The sequence below is a fragment of the Haliea salexigens DSM 19537 genome, assembly GCF_000423125.1.
Classification (GTDB): Bacteria; Pseudomonadota; Gammaproteobacteria; order Pseudomonadales; family Halieaceae; genus Haliea; species Haliea salexigens.
The window spans coordinates 162,355-184,200 of record NZ_AUHJ01000008.1 but is presented as its reverse complement, the minus strand read 5'-3'; the positions used below and the strand labels follow the sequence as shown (position 1 = coordinate 184,200).

Here is a 21,846-nt window from a genome sequence, read left to right as displayed (position 1 = left end):
GCGGCCTATGATACCCTGCACCGGTTTGTTCAAAAAGACCAATAACAGATGCGTCTGCTCGCCCGTGTGGCCCATTTCATCGACCGGTTTACCGAAGCCTCCGGGCGCCTGCTCGCCTGGCTGATACTGGCGATGGCCCTGCTAACCACGGCTGTCGTGGTGTTGCGCTACGGCTTGAACACCGGTTCGATCATGGCGCAGGAAGCCATCATGTACCTGCACGGCTGCCTGTTCATGCTGGGTGCCGCCTACACGCTGAAGCATGATGCCCATGTCCGTGTGGATATTTTCTACCGGCAGTTTTCCCCCCGCGGCAAAGCGTGGATCAACAGCGTGGGGGGTGTCACCTGCCTGTTGCCCCTGTGCGCCTTCATGCTGTTCATGAGCTGGGACTACGTGGCGGCTGCCTGGGCTATCCGTGAAACGTCGCCGGAACCCGGCGGGATTCCGGCGGTCTTCCTGCTCAAATCCCTGCTGCCATTGCTGGCGGTAAATCTGTTTTTGCAGGCACTGGCGGAAACCGTTCGCAACACTCTGTACCTCGTCGGGGAGAGCGAGTAGTGGACGGTACCATCGCGCTGTACCTGTTTGCCTGCATCTGCCTGCTGCTCATGCTGGGCTTTCCCGTGGCCTTCACGCTGGCGGGGGCATCGCTGGCTTTCGCTGCGGTAGGCATTATTGCCGGACATTTTGACCCCGCCTTTCTTGCCGCCTTGCCCGCGCGGATATTCGGCACCATCAACAACGACACCCTGATTGCCGTCCCCCTGTTCATTCTCATGGGCGTGATACTGGAAAAGTCGCGCATTGCGGAGCAACTGTTGGGCACCATGTCGCGCAGCTTCGGCGCTTTCCCCGGGGGACTGGGCATTGCCGTGGTGCTGGTGGGCATGCTGCTCGCGGCGAGTACCGGCATTGTCGGGGCCACGGTGGTGACCATGGGGCTGTTGTCGCTGCCGAGCATGCTCAAAGGGGGCTACGACCCCGCGCTGGCGGCAGGCACCATTTGCGCCACCGGCACACTGGGGCAGATCATTCCGCCCTCTATCGCGCTGGTTCTGCTGGGGGACGTGCTCTCCAACGCCTATCAACAGGCGCAGCTCAACGTCGGTATCTTCAACCCGAAAACCGTATCCGTGGGCGACCTGTTCATGGGCGCGCTGCTGCCTGGCCTGTTGCTGGTGGCGCTGTACCTGGCCTATATCATCGCGGTTGCCCACCTGAACCCGAGGCGGGCACCCAATGTGGAAACGGAGCCGGTTTCGACCGCGGAGATACTGGGCAGCCTGGCCCCGCCGCTGGCGCTGATCAGCCTGGTGCTGGGTTCGATTCTCGCCGGCGCCGCCACCCCCACGGAAGCCGCCGGTGTGGGGGCAACGGGCGCGCTGCTGCTGGCCTGGATCAAGCGCGAGATGCCCTTCGCCCGGCTGCGGGAGACGGTTATCGACAGCATGAAGGTCACCTGCATGGTCTTCATGATCCTGATCGGCGCCGCGGTGTTCTCACTGGTGTTCCGCGGTTTCGGCGGTGAGGACCTCATCCATCACTGGTTTGATCGCATGCCCGGCGGCGTGTTCGGCGCTACGCTCATTGTGATGCTGGTCATCTTCCTGCTCGGCTTCATTCTCGACTTTATCGAAATCACCTTCGTGGTGGTGCCCATTGTGGGGCCAGTGCTGCTAATGATGGGGCTGGACCCCATCTGGCTGGGCATCATGATCGCCCTCAACCTGCAGACCTCTTTCCTCACGCCCCCCTTCGGCTTTGCCCTCTTTTACCTGCGAGGGGTCGCACCGGCGGCTCTGCACACCAGCGCTATCTACCGCGGAGTCATTCCTTTTATACTGATCCAGCTGCTGGTACTGGCCGCCCTCTGGATATGGCCACCGCTGGCGACCTGGTTGCCGGCTGTGCTGAAATAGCGCCTGCTGCGTATACACTTTTCTGGCAAACGAACTCGGGCAACACATGAACGACATAGACGACACACCGGTACCCCAGGGCGAACTGTCCATCCAGACCGTGGCCATGCCCAAGGACACCAACGCCGAGGGCGACATTTTTGGCGGCTGGCTGCTGTCGCAGATGGATATGGCCGGTGCCATCACCGCTGCCGACGTGGCCGGTGGCCGCGTTGCCACAGTGGCCATTGAAGGCATGGCGTTTTTGACGCCGGTGCACGTGGGCGCGGTGGTGAGCTGTTACAGCGATGTGCTGGAAGTGGGGCGCAGCTCGGTGCGTATCGTGGTCGAGGTGTGGATCAACTCCAAGCACGATGGCGAGCCGATAAAAGTGACCGAGGGCGAGTTCGTGTTCGTGGCGATCGACGAAAAGGGCCGCACCCGCGCCATCAAGCGCTGATCACTGCGCCTCCAGCACCTCATCCCGGGCGTTGATGTAGGCCTGCTCGGAAATGTGGTGGTAGGCTCTTACGCCCTCATAGAACGTGAGAAACGAGGCGTAAATGCGCGCCGCCAGCGGATCGCTGGCCACCAGCTCCTGCATGGTCTGCTCGCTGGCCCGCTGCAGCGCCCGCATGACATCGTCGGGCAGTTGCCGCAATTGCACCCCATGTTTATCAACCAGTTCCTGTAGCGCCGCGTTATTGCGCGCGGTGAACTCGTCCAGCATCATCTGGTTGGCCGCGCGTGCCGCCGCGGTCACAATGGCCTGCAGGTCTGGCGGCAGGGCCTCGTAGGAATCCTTGTTAATAATCAGTTCCAGCATGGCACCCGGTTCGTGCCAGCCGGGGTAATAGTAATACTTGGCCACCTCGTGCAGGCCCAGTGCCAGGTCGTTATAGGGGCCTACCCACTCGGCGGCGTCGATCACGCCGGTCTGCAGCGACGTATAGAGTTCACCGCCCGATATGCGCACAGACGTACCTCCGGCAGCGGTAAACACGTCGCCCGCCAGGCCCGGAATGCGCATTTTCAGGCCCTGCAAATCCGCCAGTGAGTTGATTTCCGTGCGGAACCAGCCCGCCATCTGCACCCCGGAATTACCGCCGGCAAAGGGAATGATATTGGCCGGCGCGTAGGCCTCCCGCCAGAGCTCCAGGCCACCACCGTAGTGCAACCAGGCGTTGATTTCCTGGGCAGTCATGCCAAAGGGGATGGCGGTGAAGAAGACTGAAGACGGGATCTTGCCCTTCCAGTAGTAGGCGGCGCCATGCCCGGCGTCGGCCACACCCTGGCTGACGGCATCAAACACTTCAAATGCAGGCACCATCTCACCAGCACCGTACACCCGTGCCGTGAGGCGACCGTTGCTCATCTCGGCCACCATGCGTGCGAAATTCTCGGCACCCGCACCCAGGCCGGGAAAGTTCTTCGGCCAGGTGGTGACGATTTTCCAGCTGTAGTGGGCCTGTTCGCCACCGCTGCCCACCTGTACGCCATCGCGCCCCGCCAGGGCACTCACACCCCCGGCGCGCTCTGCGGCCCACAAGCCAATCACCAGCACCAAGGCCGCCAGCAGTAACAGAATGATTGCGGGGGTGTAGCGACGTTCAGTGCGGGACTGCGGCATATTGTTCTGCTTATGTTTGGAAAATCAGTTGCCTGGGGGCAGGGAGCATAGCACCCATGACGGTGCGAACAAACTGCCCGGCGTAGCGCTCACAGCAGTTGCAGCTTGGCGTATTGCAGCACCAGCCACTTGCTGCCCTCGGCGTCAAAGTTCACCTGTACCCGGGCATTGTTGCCGCCACCTTCGAAGTTGAGCACGGTGCCCTCGCCGAACACCGGGTGGTAGACCCGCTGCCCCAGGCTCAGCCCCGTGTCCGGCACCGTGGCCTGCGTGAGGCTGCTCACCGGCCGGCTGATACTGGTATGCAGACGCACCTCCTGCAGCAGGTCGACAGGGATTTCCCGAATGAAGCGCGAGGGCGTGTTGTAGCTTTCGCTGCCGTGGATGCGGCGTGACTCGGCGTAGCTGATTACCAGGCGCTGCATGGCCCGGGTAATGCCCACATACGCCAGGCGTCGCTCCTCTTCCAGCCGCCCGGGCTCCTCCAGCGACATGCGGTGCGGAAACAGGTTCTCCTCCATGCCCGCGAGAAACACCAGAGGAAACTCGAGGCCCTTGGCGGAGTGCAGGGTCATCAGCTGCACGCTGTCTTCAAAGTCGTCCGCCTGGGCGTCGCCGGCATCGAGGGCAGCGCTGTCCAGAAACTGCTGCAGGGGCGAAAGCTCGTCACCCTGGGGGCCGAACTGCTTCGCAGCGCTCACCAGTTCCTCCAGGTTTTCCACCCGGGCCTGGCCCTTTTCGCCCTTCTCGTTGCGGTGAAACTCCACCAGCCCGGAGCCTGTGATCACCTGTTCCGCCAGCTCGTCCAGGGTCAGTTCATCGGTACCCGAGTCCAGCTCGTTGATCAGTACCTGAAAGCCCTCCAGCGCACCCAGGGCCCGCGGTGGCAGGCGCTTTTCCTCCCGCGCGATGTCGATGGCCCGCCACATCGGTACGTCCCGTTCGCGCGCGATCTCGCGCACGGTTTCCAGCGTCTTGCTGCCGATGCCTCTGGGCGGAGTGTTCACTACGCGCTCAAGCGCGGCGTCGTCTCCCCGGTTAGTAAGTAATCGCATATAGGCCAGCGCGTTGCGTATTTCCAGGCGCTCGTAGAAGCGCTGGCCGCCGTAAATACGGTAGGGAATCGCGTTGCGAATAAGGGCTTCCTCAAGCACCCGCGACTGCGCATTGGAGCGATACAGAATCGCCACCGAGGCGCGTTCGCGGCCTTCATTGATCCAGGACTCCGCCTGCTCGACAATGAAACGCGCTTCATCCTGTTCGTTGAACCCGGCATACAGCGCGATAGGATCCCCCTCTTCCCCGTCCGTCCACAGCTCCTTCCCCAGCCGTCCGGCGTTGTGCGCGATAACGCCGTTGGCAGCGCGCAGGATGGTCTGCGTCGAGCGGTAGTTCTGCTCCAGCCGCACCGTGTGGGTGTGGGCAAAATCATCACCGAAGCGCTGGATATTCTCGATCTTGGCCCCGCGCCAGCCGTAGATGGACTGGTCGTCGTCGCCCACCGCAACCACCGGAATGCGATCACCGGCGAGCACCCGCAGCCAGGCGTACTGAATGGTGTTGGTATCCTGGAACTCGTCGACGAGGATCTGGCGAAAGCGATCGCGATAGTGGTTCAATACCGCCGGGCTGTGCAGCCACAGCTCGTGCGCGCGCAGCAGCAGCTCGGCGAAGTCCACCATGCCGGCGCGCTCGCAGGCGGCTTCATAGGCGCGATACACCTGCACCATGGTTTGCCCGAACAGGTCGCCCGCCGGCACTTCCACGTGTGCGGCACGCAGCCCTTCGTCTTTCTGCGCATTGATGAACCACTGCGCCTGGCGCGGCGGCCAGCGGGACTCATCCAGATCCAGTTCCCGACAGACGCGCTTGACCAGGCGCAGTTGATCGTCACTGTCGAGAATCTGGAAGTTCTGCGGCAGGCGAGCTTCTTTCCAGTGTGCCTTGAGCAACCGGTGAGCGAGGCCGTGGAAAGTGCCCACCCACATGCCGTGGGCAGGTAGCCGCAGCACTTCCTCGAGGCGCGAGCGCATCTCGCGCGCCGCCTTGTTGGTAAACGTTACCGCGAGAATGGACCAGGGCGACACATCCTGGGCGCGAATCAGCCAGGCAATACGGTGCACCAGCACGCGGGTCTTGCCGCTGCCGGCGCCCGCCAGCACCAGCAGATTGGGGCTTTCGTCAGCAACCGCTTCACGTTGGGCGGCATTCAGTGGGGAGAGAATATCGGATACGTCCATCGCACTATTCTACCGAAATTCTGCCGCGCGCGAACGAACTCCTGCCCGTAGATTGCATCGCCGAGCGCATTGCGGGCAGGCCTCTGGTATTATCCGCACAGGCCAGGCGGCACAGCGGAGTGAGTAGATGAACGACAACAGGCGCGACGATCCCAACCAGGAAGACTCCGCGGATCAGGACTGGACGCCCTGGATGGATGACGATGCCAGCGATGACGACCTGCCCAGCTTCTCCCACGACAGTGAGGACGACACCGGAGACGCGGGCCGTCGCGATGCGGTCGAGGACGACATTCTGGATGACCTCGCCGAGTACGACAGCGATGACCCACCGGCACCCGCCATAGCGCCCGTGCCACCGGTGCTGCCCGTTACCGGGCAAACCAGGCCGCTGCCACAAACCACTCGCTATCCGGACGTTGATGCCGGTGACGATGCCAGCCCCGAGAACAGCGATTATGAAGATGGCTGGGAAGAGGATGAGTTCGAGGAAGAGGTCCGCTACGACACCCAACCCGCACGCTTCACGGATACCTGGCCGATTGGGCTGATCGCGGTTGCCGCCCTGGCACTGGTGTTGCTGGCAGCCGGTGGCTACGGCGTGATGAAACAGCGCGCGGCAATGGAGCAGCAGATTCGCGAACTGCAGGCGCAGTTGGCGGTGGCAGCGAAACCGGATGATGTCAGCGATGCCCGCGCCAGCCTGGAGACCCTGCAGGCCGAGAACAGCCAGTTGTCGGATAACCTGGCGGCCCTGCGCGATGAAAACCGTCAGCTCAGCGACACGCTGGCCGGCCTTGAACAACAGCTCACGGCGCAGCGCGCGGCCACGGCTCGGGCCACACCAGCCGCTGCGAGCAAGCCGGCGGCGCCAAAACCGGCCCCTGCCGCCGCCAAACCGGCGCCCGCTGCCAGCGGCGACTGGTTCGTGAACTTCGGCAGCTACAGTGAACGCAGCGTGGCCGAGCGCTGGTCCACGCGCATCAAGCCCGGTGCCGGCCGCGTGACGGTAAGCAGCGCCCAACGCGACGGTGAAACATTCTACCGTGTGCGCGTTATCGGCCTGGCATCAGACAGTGCAGCGCAGACGGTTGCCCGGCAGTTGGAACGTGAGTATGACCTGTCCAAACTCTGGGTCGGCAAGGAATGAACCGGGCACCATCTTGGCAGTGACCCGCCGGGCTGCTAAGGTTTGCCCACCATCCAATAAAAGGAGTACGAGCATGAACGTTGCAAAATCCCTGCTGGCAGTGCTGGCACTGGGCAGTTCCATGGCGATGGCCGAATGCGTGCAGCCAGAGTCCCCGACCCTGCCTGACGGTGGCTCTGCCACCATGGACGACATGATTGCCGGCCAACAGGCGGTGAAGACCTTCCAGGCCGCCAACCTGGAATACATGGCATGCCTGGAGACGCAGTTCACTGCGGCCAAAAAGACGATTGAGGAAGGCAAGGCGAAAGATGCCGAGTCACTGAAAGCGGCTTATGAGGCAGATGTGGCAGCCTATAACGAAGCGGTCTCTGCCGAAGAGGCACTGGCAGGGCAGTTCAACACCGAGATCCGCGAATTCCGCGCAGCCAACCCCGGCTGATAGACGACCGGGTGCCGCAGGCTGACACGCCGCGGCACCCTCTCCTCCGGCCAGCTCAGGCCGACAGTGACTTGGCGTGCTCTTTTAGTGCGGTCCGAAATAGAACGCGCAATGACATGATATTGCTTACACCACCAAAATTGGGCCGCGCGATAAACGCAATGCTGCGGTGAGGGCCCGGTTCCTCGAGGCGGATAGCGGCCAGTTCCGAACTGCCCGACAGCAACTGGTCCAGCGCCATCTCCGGTACCAGAGTGGAACCCATGTGACCCGCGACCATTTGGATCAAGGTGTAGAGGCTGGCGCCCTCCAGGGTTTCATCCAGGCTGGACGCTTGTAAATGGCAGGCGGCCAGCGCATGGTCCCGCAGGCAATGCCCGTCTTTCAGCAGCATCAGGCGCGCCTCGCGCAGGTCCACTGCGCGCACCGGAGACGGCAGGTGCAGCGGATTATCACGGTGGGTCACCACCACCAGGTTTTCGTCCCAGAACGGAAAGTCCAGCAGGCCTTCATGCGCATAGGGCAGCGCGAGCACAGCGGTGTCCAGCTCGCCGCTGCGCACCTTGTCCACCAGCACATGAGACTGCTCTTCGGCAATGGTCAGGCGAAACTCCGGGTATTCGCGGCGCACGGCGGGCAGCACCTTGGGCAACAGATAAGGCCCGATCGTGGGGATAACCCCCATGGTCATGGGAAAGCTCAGCGGCTCCCGAGCCATGGTGGCGAGGCGGTAGATATCATCGATCTCGAGGGAAATGGCGGTAGCGCGTGCCAGAATCTGCTCACCCACCGGGGTCACCAGCACCTTCTTGTTGTCGCGCTCGAACAGCTGTACGCCCAGCTGCGATTCCAGTTCAGCAATAGCCGTACTGAGCGCTGATTGGGAGATCGCGCACTGCTCCGCCGCCTTCTTGAAATGCAGCGTGTGGGCGACGGCGAGCGCGTAGCGTAGTTGCTTGAAAGAAATCACTGGCGTTTAGCTGCCCTCCAACCTGTGCCTGCGCCTCGCAGACACGCTCGACTGCGCAGGCGCAACAGGTTAGAACCACTCAGCCGGCATGCTCAGGGGTTCATCATAGCGCTGTAGCAGTATCTGTGCCTCATGCTGGTACTTGGGTAACTCCCAGCGGGCGAAGAACCTTGCGGCTTGCAGTTTACCCTGGCAGAAATCTGCTTCTGCTGCCGCGGTGCCTGCAGTGCGCAAGCACTCCGCAGCAGCCAGCGCCTGCTTCAACCACATCCAGGCAGCAAACACCCGTCCGAACATATCCAGATACACCGTCGCATTGGCAAGCGCAGCCGTTCGGTCGCGGCCGATTTCGGGCAGCAGTGCTTCAGTGACCTGAACGAGGGCAGTGACGCCTTGCTGCAGTGCCGCGGTGACCTCAACAACCGTGGCATGCGCATCCTGCTCACCACGCTGCAGGTCCCCCTCGATGACCGCGATCAGGCGCTGGAACGCTGCGCCATCTTCGGCACCCACTTTACGCCCCAGCAGGTCGATGGCCTGAATGCCCTCCGTGCCCTCGTGAATCGGATTCAAGCGGTTGTCCCGATAGTACTGCTCCACCAGATGATCCCGCGTGTAGCCGGCGCCGCCAAGCACCTGTATCGCCAGGTCGTTCGCCGCCAGGCAATATTTGGACGGCCAGGATTTGATGATCGGAGTGACCAGGTCCAGCAGTGCAGCGGCCTCTTCACGCGCAACGGTGGACGGAGCCGAGCGGCTGTCTTCAAACAGCACACTGGCATAGAACGTCATCGCCAGAGACGCTTCTGCGTAGGCCTTCTGGGTGAGCAACATGCGGCGCACATCCGCGTGTTCAATGATCTCAACCTGCGCACCCCGGTCCTGCTGTTTGGCAGGGCGCGACGTTCTGCCCTGCTTGCGCTGCTGCGCATAGAGCAGGGAGTAGTTGTAGCCTTGGTAGCCCAGCGCCGTGGCAAACAACCCCACCGCGATGCGCGCATCGTTCATCATCTGGAACATGTGCGCCAGGCCTCTGTTCAGCTCACCCAACAGGTAGCCTACCGCGCCGTCCTTCTCGCCGAAGTTGAGCACGGTCGAGGTGGCATTGCGAAACCCCATCTTGTGCAACAGCCCGGCAAGGGCGACATCGTTGCGCTCGCCCAGCGTGCCGTCGGCGTTCACGTGCACCTTGGGGCAAATAAACAGCGAAATGCCCTCTTTGCCCGTGTCCGGGCACACCGTCTTGGCCAGAACCATGTGGATGATGTTCTCGGTCAGGTCGTGATCGCCACCGGAAATGTACATCTTCTGGCCGAACAGACGGTAGCTGCCATCGCCTGACGGTTTCGCCCGGGTGGAGATATCTTGCAACGCCGACCCCTGCGCGGGCTCGGTGAGCGCCATAGTGCCGGTGAAGCGACCCGAGCGCATGTGCGCGAGGTAGGTATTCTTCTGCTCCGCGGAGCCGAAGGTTTCCAGCAGGTCCGCCGCCGCAATGCAGAGCAGGCAGTAGCCCGCGGTGCCCGGGTTGGCCGCATAAAAATAGGCATTGGCCGCGCGCATCACAATGTAGGGAAGCTGCATGCCCCCATCCTCGAAATCACAGGTGGCGGCGAAGAAACCCGCCTCTGCGAACGCAGACCAGGCCTGCTTGGTCTCCTCGACAGTGGTAACGGTTTTGCCATCGAAAACCGGTTCCTGGGCATCGCCCTTGGCGTAGTGATTGAGGAAGTACTTCTCCGCGACGCTTTTGGCGGTCTGCAAGGTCATGTTGATCGTTTCCAGCGTGTGCTCGCTATACCGCTCACGGTGTAACACGTCGTTGGTGTCAAATACCTTGAAAAGCAGAAACTCAATATCGCGGTCATTCAATAACGCAACGTGCATCACTCATCCTTAACAAAAAAGATCACCACTCAGCGGTGGCGTGCTAGCCCCGAAGTTCCCGCCGCAGGATTTTTCCTGTGGCAGTCATTGGCAGGCTGTCGGCGTATTCGATGATATGCGGCACCTCGTGTCTGGCCAGCTTGTTCCTGACCAGCGCCTTCAGCGACGCTGTGAGCTCATCCGAAGGCTGCTCGCCCTCGGCCAGGACGACCACGGCCTTGATAAGCTCGGTTCTCTGTTCATCGGGTACTCCCACCACCGCGACAATCTTGACTGCCGGCGAAGAGAGCAGAACATCCTCGATTTCAGTGGGGCCGATGCGATATCCCGAGCTGGTGATCACGTCGTCCGAGCGCCCGTGAAACCAGAAGTAACCCTCTGTATCGCGGCTGCCTATGTCGCCGGTGAGCATCCAGTCACCGCTGAACTTCGCGCTGGTGGCCTCGGGATCATCCAGATAGTAAAGGAACATCGCCGGGTGAGGTCGCTGAATCGCGATATTGCCACGCTCGCCATCGGCAACTTCATTCCCGTCCTCGTCGACAATTGCGCACACCGCACCAGGCGTAGGCTTGCCCAGTGATCCGTGGCGCACCGACATCAGCTTGGGGTTGCTGCCAATCATGCCGTTACACTCGGACTGTCCAAAACCTTCATTAATGGTCATGTTGAAATGCTCGTCTGCCCAGCCAGCCAGCTCGGCGCCGACCGCCTCTCCCCCTGACAGCACCACGCGCAGCTGCACCTTGTCCGTTTCCACCCGCGCACTGGCCTCACGCATCAGCTTCAGCATGGTGGGTGTCAGCAGTGAAACCGTCACCTTGTGGTCTGACAGAATGCGGAAACCTTCGACCGGATCAAAACCCTTCATGCTGGTGGACACGATGCGGCAGCCGTGGAAGGTGCCAACGAGAAAAATATCGGCAAACCCGGCAACCCAGGCCCAGTCTGCCTGTGACCACAGTACATCACCCGGTTGCGGAAAGTAGTCAAACAGATACCCGAAGGCAGACACATTGCCGAGGACGGCGCGGTGCGGCATCACCACACCTTTTGGCAGACCCGTGGTACCGGAGGTGTAGTTGATCCAGGCGGGCTCTTCCGCACGCGTGGCAACATTGACCCACTCATCAGAGAGCTCACGGGTTGCGGCGTAAAAGCCCAGTGGCAGATCGGCATCCACCTCGCCAACGACCACGATGTGTTCCAGCGACGGGCACTGGTCAAAGATTCCCTCGATCTTGGCGTAATTGTCGGCATCGACTATGCACAAGCGCGAGTGGCTACCGTTGATGCGGTGCTTCAAAGCCTCCTCGCCAAACAGCACCGAGGCCAGGCAGGACACAATACCGGACTTGAAGCAGGCGATATGCGAAATGGCGCATTCGGGCCGCTGCGGCAGACACACCGTGATCCGGTCGCCACGGGCAAGGCCCAGGGAAGCAAACAGGTTCGCGAGGCGGTTGGCATCGCGCTGCAGGCGGCGGTAGGTGAACTGGTGGATCTGCTTGTCGGGATCTTCAAAGGTGATGGCAACGCGTTCTTCGTCAGCCGCCCAGCGGTCGCAAATCGCATCCGCAATGTTGAACATTTCCGGAATCGACCAGGAAAACTGCTCGCACAACGTTTCGTAACTGCTGCATATCGGCAGGCTGCCATTCATTGCCACGCTCATGTCGGTCCTCCTCAGCTGTACAGCCGTGCGCGTTTGGCGAAGGCTGCCTTCACACCCTCTTCTTCCACGGTCTTGAAGAAGTCCGTGTAGCTGCGGTTCTGGTGATAGATGGCATCAATGTCGGCGCCAGTGCGGATTGATTGCTGCATGCCCATGTTCTCGAACCACGTGTTGGAGATGCTCTTCAACAAAATGGAGTTGTCAGAAGGCGCCTTCGCGACCTTGGCCGCAACTGCCTGTACACGCGCTTCCAGCTCATCGTGGGGCACCACCTCGTTGACCAGGCCAATGCTCAGGGCCTCTTGGGCGTCAATCAGCTTGGAGGTCAGCAGCAACTCCTTGGTTTTGCGCAGACCAATAAGTATGGGCCAGAACATGATGGAGGGTGGAATCCCCAGATCACAGGCTGCCGGGTGGCCGAAGCGCGCACGATCACTGACGATGGCGAGGTCGCAGACGGCGAGCAGTTCGCCCGCCCCGGAAAGACAGTCGCCCTGCACCTGGGCCACGATGGGTTTGGGATAGCGCCAGATCCGCATCCAGTAATCCACGAGTTCATGAATATCACGGCGGTCTGCCTGTAGATCGATCGGGTCTGCGTTACCGGGATACTGCGAGGTGACCCAGTTATCCCCACCCAGTTCGTAGCCCGACGAAAAAGCCCGGCCCTTCGACTTGATCACAATCACCGACACCGCGGGGTCCGAACGCACCGAATTGAGCGCGCATTCCAGCTCCTCAAGCACTAGAGACGACAGCGCGTTGAGGTTTTTCTCGCGGTTCAGCGTTATGGTGAATATTTTCTCCGAAGTCTCCGTCAGCAGGGTTTCCAGCGTCTTCATGCACAGCTCCCGGTCAGGCTAATTAACTATCGTTAGTGAGCCCGATACAATACCTGTGCGGTCTGTCGATGGCCAGCGCGCGCAACGCACAGTGGACCTGTTACACAGCAGAAACCCGTTACGGTTCTTTAACATTGCGCAAACACAGCAACCAGACTTGGGCAATAATGATGAACAGCGCAAAGCACGACAACAGAAACGCGTCGAGGTAGATTGGCTCGTACCAGCTGAACTCGCCCTTGTGGATTTTCACCCAGCCGCGGAAATGTTGCATCATCGCGACGCCGGCGCCAAAGAAGCCGATGACGGTGGCGAAATACTTGACGAGGAAATGACTGCTCCCGAGCAGCATAAACGCACCGAGCAGACCGATTACCGTGCGCTGTACCTGGCAGAAGGGACAGGCATACACCACATCGAACCAGTCCAGCGCCCAGGCGCCAATACTGACAAGGATCGCTATGCCCCCCAGGGCGCGAATATTCTTCTGGTAGAACGCGTAATTGAACATCTAGGCAGATCCTGCAGGCGCAACGTTGGAGAAATGTGTGTGCCAAAGTCCGGCACACAGCGACACCCGAGTATATAAACACCTGCTGGCACTTGGCTACAGTAGCATCAGGTTGTCCTGGCTTGATGAGCGCCCCCTTCACCCCAGCAGCGTAAGCACCCACAGTAACGCCACCCCCAGCGAACACAGCAGAACCGCCGCCGAGCCCATGTCCTTGGCGGCGCCGCTCAAGGGGTGATACTCCAGCCCCACGCGATCGACCACAGCCTCTACAGCGGAGTTCAGCAGCTCCACCACCAGCAGGAAAAGCAGGCTGCACAGTAACAGGCCCGCCTTGAAGAACGGCAGCTCTGCCCAGTAAACAATGACTGTGCCCAGGGCGAGCACCGCGCACTCCTGACGAATGGCCGCCTCGTGGCGGAATGCATAGCGCAGGCCACGCCCGGAATGCACAAACGCTTTCAGCACCCGCGCAAGACCGGTGCGTGGGGTCTGCCCCGGCGTGTAATCAGGTGTGTCAACTACCGCGGGCTCCGGCACTAGTCTTCTCCGTTGATGCTCGGCGGGTACAAGCCGCGCCGATAGGCCAGGCTGCCCCACAGGGCATGAGCCAGGGCCTCGCGCTCGAGCTCCGGGTTTGCAGGCGCGGGCATCAGGGAAAAGTGCTCACGGTCCATGCGATACGTGGTGACTGGGCGCTCGGGCTGGGTTACCACCACCTCTTGCCCCCGCCAGTACGCCTGATTGGCACCGTATTGCATTATGGCGCGACCCTCGTAAGCCTCAGGCAGCGTGGTGATATCGCGACCCAACATCGGGTGTTGTGATGCAATACCCAACAGGGACAGTAGCGTGGGAGGCAGGTCAATCTGGCTGAACACCCGCGGGTCACGCCGCGGTGTAATACCTTTACCGAGAATCAGCCCCGGAATTCTGAAATGTTCGATAGGCACCAGCTGGCGCCCAAAGACACGGTCGTCGTGGTCTGCCACAACCAGAAACAGGGTGTCGTCCCAGTAGTCACTGCCCCGGGCGAGAGCAAAGAACTCACCCAGGGCGTGATCGGCGTAACGGATGGCATTGCGCTTGGTGTTGGGGGGCTGCTCTACCGGTGTTATCGCATCTACCGGATAGTCATAGGGTGTGTGATTGGATGAGCTGAATACCAGGCTAAAGAAAGGCTTGCCCTCCGCATGCAAGCGGGTGAACTCATCGTGCGCCTTGCGCATGAGGTCGCCATCGGAAACACCCCAGGAGCCCGTGAACTCGGGGTTATCATAATGTCGCCGGTCAACAACCCGGTGAAAGCCGTTGCCGAGGAAAAAGCTCGCCATGTTGTCAAAATGTCCTTCGCCGCCATAAATGAACGAGGTGTCGTAGCCGCGGGTCCCAAACAGTGAGGCCAGGGTAAAAAAGTCCTGCTGCGAGCGCGGCAGCTTCACCACGCTGCGCGCGGGCGTCGGCAGGAACCCCGTCACCGCTGCTTCAATGCCTCGTACGGAACGGGTTCCGGTGGCATAGAGCTCTTCCAGTAGCCAACCGGTCTCCGCCAGCGCATCGAAGGACGGCGTCAGCGTGTCGCCGCCCAGCGTGCCCACGTACTGTGCGCCGAGGCTCTCTTCAAGCACGATAACAAGGTTGCGTAACCTCGGTGCTACCACCGAGGGCCTCTGTGCGTGCCAGGTCGGGTAACGCGCCGACAGAAACTGCGCCTCCGGCAGGCCCATCGCTTTGCGCACCTCGGTGAACAGCACGGCATCTGGCAACTGGGGATACAAGCGGGAGGCATCGATTTCTGCGCGCAGCGCGCGCACGGCCCAGGCCACTGAATACAGTGAGTTCAGGGTCAGGTCGTTGAGCAGCGCATCACTGCTGAACGCGGTGAAGCCGGGATTGATCGGCCGGTGCCGCAGTGTACCCCGTGCGCCCAGGACCAGCAGTGGCAACAGTAATACGATGACCGCAAGCCGCACGCCGATGGCGACAGGCTGCCCACCCGAGGGCGCAAAGCGCAGGAGAGTGACATACGCCAGGTACGGCGCCGCCAGCAGAACCAGCAACCCGAACACCAGCTCCACCTGAAAACCACCCAGCAACATGCCGAACACTTCCTGCGGGTACTGCAGGTATTCAACGAACAGGCGGTTTGGACGCAAATCGTACTGGGCAATAAACCCCGGAGTAACGGCTTCCATAAAGGCCAGCAATCCGAAGCCCGCCGCCAGCCAGAGATAGAGCGGCGTACGGTGGTAACGGGAAGGCAGGGGCAGCAACAGCAACACCGCAGGAATAAGCCAGTAACAGAGCATTACCAGGTCGATGCGAATGCCGAAGCCGAGCACAGTGAGCGCGGTAGATGCATCAGTGATGCGCTCCATCTGCCACGACATCAGGCCCAGGCGACTGCCGGTAGTAAGCAACAGGCCACCGAGCAGGAACAACCAGAGCGGTCGAATCAGGCGCTCGACGGCGGCGGGTAACCAGTTAGCCATAGGTAGCATCCTGCAGGGGGTAAGGCGTGCGGAAGGGATCAACTCCGGTTGCCATCAAGCGCGGGTGAGGCACCCGGGCTACGGTCGGCCTGTGCGACCAACGCCGCCTGTCGACAGGGGTTGAGCATGTCCTGCTGCGGCCGATAGATACCGGTTTGCACCCGCATCAGGCCGAGCATGGTGTCGAATACGTTGTCATGCGAAAGGTTTGCCTGCGCGGCAACCTGTGCCACGCAACCACCGTCGTAACCCTGCGTCGAAGAAAACTCCGCAGACATCCACAGCAGCATCGGGACCTGGGTTTGCTCGTCGGGGGCCAGCGCGTAGGGCATACCGTGCAAGTACATACCGTTTTCCCCCAGAGACTCCCCGTGATCGGAGACATACAGCAGGCTGGTCTGCCACTGTGTTTGTTCGGCTAGCTGGGCAATCACCCGGCTCATCACGTAATCGTCGTAGTACAGTGTGTTGTCGTAGCTGTTGACGATCTGCAGGTCTGAGCAGTTCTGTATGTCACTGCGCGGACAGTCCGGCGTGAAGCGACGAAAGGCTTCCGGGTAACGCTGGTTGTAGGTGGGGCCATGGCTGCCGGCCAGGTGCAGCACAATGAGCGTATCCTCCTGTTCCAGCGCTGCCAGTTGCGCCTCCAGCCCACCGAGCAGGACTTCGTCCTGGCAATACTCGCCTTCACAGAAGGGCTCACCCTGGTGGGGTTCAAACGCCTTCGTCGGCACTCGCGTACACACGCCTTTGCAGCCGCCGTCGTTCTCCAGCCAACGCACCTGGATTCCGGCGTGTTGCATTACATCCAGCAGGTTGTCCTGTGTTTTCGCCAACGCCGGGTCATAGTCGCTGCGGTCCAGCCGGGAAAACAGGCAGGGCACCGACACCGCAGTGGCAGTCCCGCAGGAGGAGACCCGCCTGAAGGACACCAGACCGAGGTCCCGGGTGAACGCGTTCGTGGGGCGCGGGTAGCCGTTCAATTCAAAGTTGCGGGCGCGTGCCGTCTCACCAAGCACCAGCACGGTGAGGCGCTTTTTCCGCGTATGCTCGCGGTCCGCCACCAGGGCATCTTCCCCCAGCGCCTGATGCGCCCTGGGTGGCGCAAGGTAGGTACGGCTCACGAACTTGCCGGCACTGTAGAGATAATGTGTGGGAATAATGAGCTTGTTCAGTTCGTGGTTGTTCCGCCCAAGGGATGCGTAATCCTTGTAATAGAGCGCGGCAATACCCAGTACAACGACGACCGCAAGTGTCATGGAGAACAGCTTGCTGCCCAGCTCGCGTGTCAGGGACTGGCTGCGCAGCGGCAACACGGCAAAAATTATTGCAGGCACAACCCCGGTGAACAGCCACCAGAGCGCGAGGTTCACATTCAGGTAGGCCCGCGCCTCACCCGGGTTGGTTTCCACCAGATTGCGGATCATGTCCATGTCGAACACGGTGCCGTAGTAATACATGGCGTAGCTGACCAGCGAAGAAGCGAGCAGCAGCACAACGGCAAACGGCCGGGCGAGGTAGCGAAAGGTCCAGACGCTGAACAGCAGGTAGAACACCGATCCGAAGAACAGCGGCAGGGAAAGCACCATGCCCAGGCTCAGGCCCTCGGTGTGCTGCAGTATCGTGACCAGCCGCGCAGCAAGGGGAATATTGATAACCAGTACAAAATACGCCGCCAGCAGCAACGTGAACCGACTCATGCCGAGAGGCTTTGCGAGCATTTCCATGACTCCTCGAGGCTGCAGGTGGGTGCCGGGTCGGCAGCCACAGGTGCAGTGCTGGAGAAGAGTCTAGAAACCGCGGAGTGACAAAAAAGTCACAGCACGCGGCCGGGAAGGAATTACACGGTCAGGGTGAAGGTTGTGCCCTGTGGACTGTTGGGCTGTACATCCAGCTGCCAGCGCTGGTGGTCGCAGATACGTTTGGAGATGGACAGGCCCAGCCCGTAGCGCGAGCCCGGCCCCTGAGGGGAGCGCACCCCGCGCTCGAAAATGTGTGCGGCAACGCCAGGATCGATTCCACTGCCCGTGTCGCGAACTGCAACATTCCGACCGGTCACTTCTATGGACACGGAGCCCGCCCGTGTGTGGTTCAGGGCGTTGTGCAGCAGGTTATTAAGCACCGCGCTGATCAGTACCCGAGACACGCGCATTTCACTGGAGCCCGGCTCACACGAACACCTCAGGGCAATGCCCTGCTCATCCGCCCTGCTCTTCCACAGCTCCAGCGCCGCATTGGCTGCTTCCGGCAAGGTGCAGTCGTCATCCCGCTGGCTCTCCCCGGGTTCGCGCGCCAGCTCAAGATAGAGCGCTATCTGTTGTTGCATGTCCTTGATCGCGCGCTCAATGCGCGACAGCACTCGCTGTTGTGCAGGGTTGTCATTGGTGCTTTCCGCCAGCACATCGGAGGCGGCCTGAATCACCATCATCGGCGTCCGCAATTCATGGCTGACGTCTGCGGTGAACTGACGCTCCCGCTCAAGCAGGTCCGCCACCTGGTCGGCGTAGCCCTGCACGGCCTGCGCGAGGTCACCCACTTCGTCTCTCGAGTAGTGGTCGGGATTGAACCCCGGACTGCGTCCCGACCCCGGATCTGCGTTCACCGCAGCGGCCAGCGTCATAACCGGTAGCAGTACTTGCGAGGCAATGTAACGCGACAGCCAGTAACCCAGCCCCGAGATGAGCAGGAACCCGAACACAATACCGGCCACCGCGAGTAACTCCAGCCGTTCGAAGTCGCTCTGGTCCTGCGCCAGGACATACACCCAGGGGCTTCGGTTGCGCACGATCAGGCTGTAGGCGCCAGGCCCGCTGAGCACCTCAAAATTGCCCTCCGGATAGTAGCGAAACGCCTCCGGGAGCAGCGTGTGATCAGTGCTTGGCAACTTGTAGAACGTGATATCCCCGCGCGGTATACGCATGGCATTTTGCGCACTTTGGTACTCGTCGATGTAGCGCTCGAGATCGCCTACCAGGTGGTTGTAGAACAGTGTGCGCTCGAACCAGAACACCAACAGCACCATGCAAATACCGCACAGCGCGGTGATCGCCACGATCAGCGCCATCACACTCCATTGCAGGCGCGCGCGAATGGAGTAGCGGAATCTACTGGGCATCGGAAACTAGTGCATAACCGGTACCTGCCACGGTGCGGATCAGCGCACGGTCAAACGCGCCATCCACCGCCTGCCGCAAACGGTAGATATGCGACTTCAGCGCGTCGCTGTCCGGCGGTTCATCACCCCACAGGGTGTGGGTGAGATCCTCGTGCGGAACCACCTCCGGACAACGCTTCATCAGCAGTTCAAGCAAGGCGTAACCTTTGCGGTCCAGCTTCACGGGCCGTCCCTGTCGCGTCACCTGCCGCGTCTCGGTGTCCAGCACCAGATCCCCCACCTGCAGCACAGGTTCATAACGGCGTTGTGTCCGCTTCAGTACCGCTTTGATGCGCTGGTACAGCTCGGGCAGCGCGAAGGGCTTCACCAGATAATCGTCAGCGCCCGCTTCGAAGCCGAGCACACGGTCCTCCACGGCATCGCGGGCGGTGAGCATGATGACCGGAAGCGGGCTTTTGTCGCGCTGGCGCAACTCCGCACAAAGTGTGAAGCCGTCCATTCCCGGGAGGCCAATATCCAGCACCACCAAGTCGTAGTGATTCGCCTGAATCAGCGCACGGGCAGCCTGGCCGTTTTCAATCGCATCCACGCTGAACCCCTTCAGCTCAAGGTAATCGACCACACTCGCCAGAATGTCGCGGTTATCTTCAACGATGAGTAAGCGATCGGTCATGGTCACCTCGGAAGAACTGCCGCAGCGTCTGCGGCAAGGTTACTTTGTTCCATGCACCACAATACCCGATCAAGCCGGCCGCGGATATTGCGGCAAGCGTGCGGAAATCACCGTGGCCAGCAACAGAAGAACCAGCGAGGCCCACAAACACGCCTGCAGGCCGACGCTGCCCTCCCCTGCAACCTGGAAGAGCCAGCCAGAGAGTAGCGTGCCAAGCAAGCGCCCCAGGGCATTGGACATGTAGTAGAAGCCCACATCCAGCGACACCCCGTCGCTGCGCGCATAGCTGATAATCAGATAGCTGTGTAGCGCTGAATTGACGGCAAATACCGCGCCGAACAACAGCAGGCCGCCGATGAGCAGGGGGGCAGGATCGAGGTTGTAGAGCAAGCCGAGCGCAATGCACCCGGGCAGGAGAGTGAGCGCAGCCGCCCACCCCGTTACGGCCCGACCATCCGCAACCACTCCCGACCTGGTGCCGGTTATACGCGGTGCCAGGCTCTGCACCAGGCCGTAGCCAATCACCCAGAGAGCGAGAAAACCACCTGTCTGGCCGTGATTCCAGCCCAGGGTCTGGGAGAGGAAAACAGGCAGGGCGACAACAAACCAGACATCGCGCGCGCCAAACAAGAACAGCCGCGCGGCTGACAGAATGTTGATCGCGCGGCTTGTGGACACAATATCGCGGAAGGCGGGTTTACTACTGGCTTTGCCAAGATCCTGGCGCAGCATTATGAGGCTCAGCAACCAGACCAGAGCCAGCGCCGATGCCATCGCCGCCACTGCTCCCGTAAACCCAAGCCACGTCAGAAGCACGCCGCCGAGAAAGAATCCGATCCCCTTGAGCGCGTTCTTGGACCCGGTGAGAACCGCCACCCAGTGGTAGAGCTGGCCTTGCGCATCTGCCGGCACCAGCAGCTTGATCGCACTTTTGGCACTCATTTTGTTGAGGTCCTTGGCAATACCCGACAACGCCTGCGCCGCCATCACCCAGGGAACCGTCAGCCAGGTGGAAGGCACCAGCAACATTGACAGTGCGCCCACCTGCAAGGCGAGGCCGATGTTCATGGTACGGTTGAGCCCCCAATGCGCCCCCAGCCAACCGCCCACCAGGTTGGTGATCACCCCGAAAATTTCGTAGAACAGGAACAGCAGCGCAATATCCAGCGGCGAATAGCCGAGGCCGTGGAAGTGCAACACCACCAGCATGCGCAGTGCGCCGTCAGTTAGTGTGAAGGCCCAATAATTGCCCGTTACCACCAGGTATTGGCGTATGGCGGGGGACACCGGTCTCAGCATTCAGCGACGACCCACCTTCAGCGCCAGCTCGGCGGTGCGATTGGCGTACCCCCATTCGTTGTCGTACCAGGCATAGAGTTTCACCTGCGTGCCGCCTACCACGAGAGTGGAGAGGGCATCGATGATGCTGGAGCGCGGGTCAGTCTTATAATCAATCGAAACCAGTGGACGTTCCTCGTAACCCAGAATGCCCTGCAGCTCGCCCGCGGCAGCCTCTTGCAGCAGCGCATTGACCTCTTGCGCGGTGGTTGCGCGTTCGACCTCGAAGACACAGTCCGTAATCGAGGCATTGGTCAGCGGCACCCGGATGGCATGGCCATTCAGCTTGCCTTGAAGCTCGGGGAAGATCTGTGTAATTGCCGTTGCAGAGCCGGTCGTGGTGGGTATCAGGCTCGCGCCGCAGGCGCGCGCCCGACGCAGATCCTTGTGCGCCGCGTCGAGGATGGTTTGGGTGTTGGTCAGGCTGTGAATCGTGGTCATGCTGCCGTGCCGTATACCCAGTTGCTCGTGGATCACTTTCACCACCGGTGCAAGACAGTTGGTCGTGCAGGAAGCGGCTGTCAGAATATGGTGCCGTGCGGGGTCGTACAGGTGATCATTGACCCCCATGACCACGTTGAGCACGCCTTCATCCTTTACCGGCGCGGTGACGACCACTCGCTCCACGCCCTGGTCCAGGTACGCCTGCAGCAGCGCCCTGGTTTTCATCTTTCCGGACGCTTCAATCACCACATCACAGCCGGACCAGTCGGTTGCACTGATCGCCGTGTTGGCAGTGACAGCGACCCGCTGGTCACCGATGATCAGCGTCTCGTTAACGGACGTTGCCTCGCGTTGCCAGCGGCCATGCACGGAATCGAAGTTCATGAGGTGCGCGTGTGTGGCCGCATCAGCCACCGGATCATTGATCTGCACAATGCGCACGTCGGGCTGTTCGCAGAGGACGCGCAGGGTCAGGCGCCCCATGCGCCCGAAGCCGTTGATTCCAATTTTGATAGACATGGCAGTTACTCAGCTTG

At 61.1% G+C, this 21,846-nt stretch carries 19 protein-coding genes; 5 read left to right on the top strand and 14 right to left on the bottom strand.

From position 1 onward, the window contains the following. Nucleotides 1-48: 48 nt before the first annotated feature. Genes G533_RS0111165 through G533_RS0111155 form a run of 3 tightly spaced genes read left to right on the top strand, consistent with a single transcriptional unit; the run spans nt 49 to nt 2,361 of the window. Nucleotides 49-561, top strand: a complete 513-nt coding sequence (locus tag G533_RS0111165; protein WP_027950025.1) for a TRAP transporter small permease subunit — start codon at nt 49-51, stop codon at nt 559-561. Beyond that, the gene (locus tag G533_RS0111160) at nt 561-1,922 is read left to right on the top strand and encodes a TRAP transporter large permease (protein ID WP_027950024.1); all 1,362 of its coding nucleotides are present in this window, start codon (nt 561-563) and stop codon (nt 1,920-1,922) included. The genes G533_RS0111165 and G533_RS0111160 overlap by 1 nt, the downstream gene beginning before the upstream one ends. A 46-nt stretch (nt 1,923-1,968) precedes the next feature. After that, nucleotides 1,969-2,361 (top strand): acyl-CoA thioesterase, encoded by a 393-nt coding sequence (locus tag G533_RS0111155; protein WP_027950023.1) that lies wholly within the window; start codon nt 1,969-1,971, stop codon nt 2,359-2,361. On the opposite strand, the gene G533_RS0111150 is transcribed toward G533_RS0111155, so the two are convergent. Further along, on the bottom strand, nt 2,362-3,531 hold the full coding sequence (locus tag G533_RS0111150; RefSeq protein WP_027950022.1) for a TRAP transporter substrate-binding protein: 1,170 nt from the start codon (nt 3,529-3,531) through the stop codon (nt 2,362-2,364). A gap of 89 nt (nt 3,532-3,620) precedes the next feature. Continuing rightward, nucleotides 3,621-5,771 (bottom strand): DNA helicase II, encoded by a 2,151-nt coding sequence (gene uvrD / locus G533_RS0111145; RefSeq protein WP_027950021.1) that lies wholly within the window; start codon nt 5,769-5,771, stop codon nt 3,621-3,623. Nucleotides 5,772-5,898: 127 nt separating this feature from the next. On the opposite strand from uvrD, the gene G533_RS23530 reads away from it, so the two are divergent. Both G533_RS23530 and G533_RS0111135 read left to right on the top strand, forming a co-directional pair. Further along, a complete protein-coding gene (locus tag G533_RS23530; protein ID WP_027950020.1) occupies nt 5,899-6,921 on the top strand; it encodes an SPOR domain-containing protein in 1,023 nt (340 codons plus the stop codon). A 73-nt stretch (nt 6,922-6,994) separates the two neighbouring features. Further along, nucleotides 6,995-7,363, top strand: coding sequence for a hypothetical protein (locus G533_RS0111135; RefSeq protein WP_027950019.1), 369 nt, complete (start codon nt 6,995-6,997; stop codon nt 7,361-7,363). Between the two features lie 55 nt (nt 7,364-7,418). Here G533_RS0111135 and G533_RS0111130 read toward each other — a convergent pair whose 3' ends face one another. The 12 genes from G533_RS0111130 to G533_RS0111075 all read right to left on the bottom strand — a co-directional run bounded on the left by G533_RS0111130 (nt 7,419) and on the right by G533_RS0111075 (nt 21,829). Further along, a complete protein-coding gene (locus tag G533_RS0111130; protein ID WP_027950018.1) occupies nt 7,419-8,333 on the bottom strand; it encodes a hydrogen peroxide-inducible genes activator in 915 nt (304 codons plus the stop codon). A 69-nt stretch (nt 8,334-8,402) separates the two neighbouring features. Beyond that, nucleotides 8,403-10,220, bottom strand: a complete 1,818-nt coding sequence (locus G533_RS0111125) for an acyl-CoA dehydrogenase (protein ID WP_027950017.1) — start codon at nt 10,218-10,220, stop codon at nt 8,403-8,405. 43 nt (nt 10,221-10,263) lie between these two features. Continuing rightward, nucleotides 10,264-11,895 (bottom strand): acetate--CoA ligase, encoded by a 1,632-nt coding sequence (locus tag G533_RS0111120; protein WP_084638938.1) that lies wholly within the window; start codon nt 11,893-11,895, stop codon nt 10,264-10,266. Nucleotides 11,896-11,906: 11 nt separating this feature from the next. Beyond that, a complete protein-coding gene (locus G533_RS0111115; protein WP_035527661.1) occupies nt 11,907-12,737 on the bottom strand; it encodes an enoyl-CoA hydratase/isomerase family protein in 831 nt (276 codons plus the stop codon). Nucleotides 12,738-12,855: 118 nt separating this feature from the next. After that, nucleotides 12,856-13,248, bottom strand: a complete 393-nt coding sequence (locus tag G533_RS0111110) for a disulfide bond formation protein B (protein ID WP_027950014.1) — start codon at nt 13,246-13,248, stop codon at nt 12,856-12,858. 138 nt (nt 13,249-13,386) lie between these two features. Beyond that, entirely contained in the window at nt 13,387-13,788 is a 402-nt protein-coding gene (locus G533_RS0111105; RefSeq protein ID WP_051230215.1) for a diacylglycerol kinase, read from the bottom strand. Continuing rightward, complete coding sequence (locus G533_RS0111100; RefSeq protein WP_027950012.1) at nt 13,788-15,740, bottom strand: LTA synthase family protein; 1,953 nt, start codon at nt 15,738-15,740, stop codon at nt 13,788-13,790. Before G533_RS0111100 ends, G533_RS0111105 begins: the two co-directional genes overlap by 1 nt. 38 nt (nt 15,741-15,778) lie before the next feature. Next, complete coding sequence (locus G533_RS21655; protein ID WP_084638937.1) at nt 15,779-17,461, bottom strand: phosphoethanolamine transferase; 1,683 nt, start codon at nt 17,459-17,461, stop codon at nt 15,779-15,781. A 119-nt stretch (nt 17,462-17,580) separates the two neighbouring features. Continuing rightward, a complete protein-coding gene (locus G533_RS0111090) occupies nt 17,581-18,855 on the bottom strand; it encodes a sensor histidine kinase (protein ID WP_084638936.1) in 1,275 nt (424 codons plus the stop codon). After that, nucleotides 18,845-19,528 (bottom strand): response regulator transcription factor, encoded by a 684-nt coding sequence (locus G533_RS0111085; RefSeq protein WP_027950010.1) that lies wholly within the window; start codon nt 19,526-19,528, stop codon nt 18,845-18,847. The genes G533_RS0111090 and G533_RS0111085 overlap by 11 nt, the downstream gene beginning before the upstream one ends. A 69-nt stretch (nt 19,529-19,597) precedes the next feature. Further along, entirely contained in the window at nt 19,598-20,827 is a 1,230-nt protein-coding gene (gene arsJ / locus G533_RS0111080; protein ID WP_027950009.1) for an organoarsenical effux MFS transporter ArsJ, read from the bottom strand. Next, nucleotides 20,828-21,829 carry an ArsJ-associated glyceraldehyde-3-phosphate dehydrogenase gene (locus G533_RS0111075; protein ID WP_027950008.1) on the bottom strand — a complete coding sequence of 334 codons (1,002 nt, stop codon included), beginning with the start codon at nt 21,827-21,829 and terminating at the stop codon, nt 20,828-20,830. Between the last annotated feature and the right edge of the window lie 17 nt (nt 21,830-21,846).

Bases quoted from the DNA above. Each gene is read 5' to 3' on its own strand.
- G533_RS0111155 (WP_027950023.1), top strand. From the start codon at position 1,969: ATGAACGACATAGACGACACACCGGTACCCCAGGGCGAACTGTCCATC.
- G533_RS0111090 (WP_084638936.1), bottom strand. From the start codon at position 18,855: ATGCCCAGTAGATTCCGCTACTCCATTCGCGCGCGCCTGCAATGGAGT.
- G533_RS0111110 (WP_027950014.1), bottom strand. From the start codon at position 13,248: ATGTTCAATTACGCGTTCTACCAGAAGAATATTCGCGCCCTGGGGGGC.
- G533_RS0111150 (WP_027950022.1), bottom strand. From the start codon at position 3,531: ATGCCGCAGTCCCGCACTGAACGTCGCTACACCCCCGCAATCATTCTG.
- G533_RS0111085 (WP_027950010.1), bottom strand. From the start codon at position 19,528: ATGACCGATCGCTTACTCATCGTTGAAGATAACCGCGACATTCTGGCG.
- arsJ (WP_027950009.1), bottom strand. From the start codon at position 20,827: ATGCTGAGACCGGTGTCCCCCGCCATACGCCAATACCTGGTGGTAACG.
- G533_RS21655 (WP_084638937.1), bottom strand. From the start codon at position 17,461: ATGCTCGCAAAGCCTCTCGGCATGAGTCGGTTCACGTTGCTGCTGGCG.
- G533_RS0111135 (WP_027950019.1), top strand. From the start codon at position 6,995: ATGAACGTTGCAAAATCCCTGCTGGCAGTGCTGGCACTGGGCAGTTCC.
- G533_RS0111165 (WP_027950025.1), top strand. From the start codon at position 49: ATGCGTCTGCTCGCCCGTGTGGCCCATTTCATCGACCGGTTTACCGAA.
- G533_RS23530 (WP_027950020.1), top strand. From the start codon at position 5,899: ATGAACGACAACAGGCGCGACGATCCCAACCAGGAAGACTCCGCGGAT.
- G533_RS0111075 (WP_027950008.1), bottom strand. From the start codon at position 21,829: ATGTCTATCAAAATTGGAATCAACGGCTTCGGGCGCATGGGGCGCCTG.
- G533_RS0111120 (WP_084638938.1), bottom strand. From the start codon at position 11,895: ATGAGCGTGGCAATGAATGGCAGCCTGCCGATATGCAGCAGTTACGAA.
- uvrD (WP_027950021.1), bottom strand. From the start codon at position 5,771: ATGGACGTATCCGATATTCTCTCCCCACTGAATGCCGCCCAACGTGAA.
- G533_RS0111115 (WP_035527661.1), bottom strand. From the start codon at position 12,737: ATGAAGACGCTGGAAACCCTGCTGACGGAGACTTCGGAGAAAATATTC.
- G533_RS0111125 (WP_027950017.1), bottom strand. From the start codon at position 10,220: ATGCACGTTGCGTTATTGAATGACCGCGATATTGAGTTTCTGCTTTTC.
- G533_RS0111100 (WP_027950012.1), bottom strand. From the start codon at position 15,740: ATGGCTAACTGGTTACCCGCCGCCGTCGAGCGCCTGATTCGACCGCTC.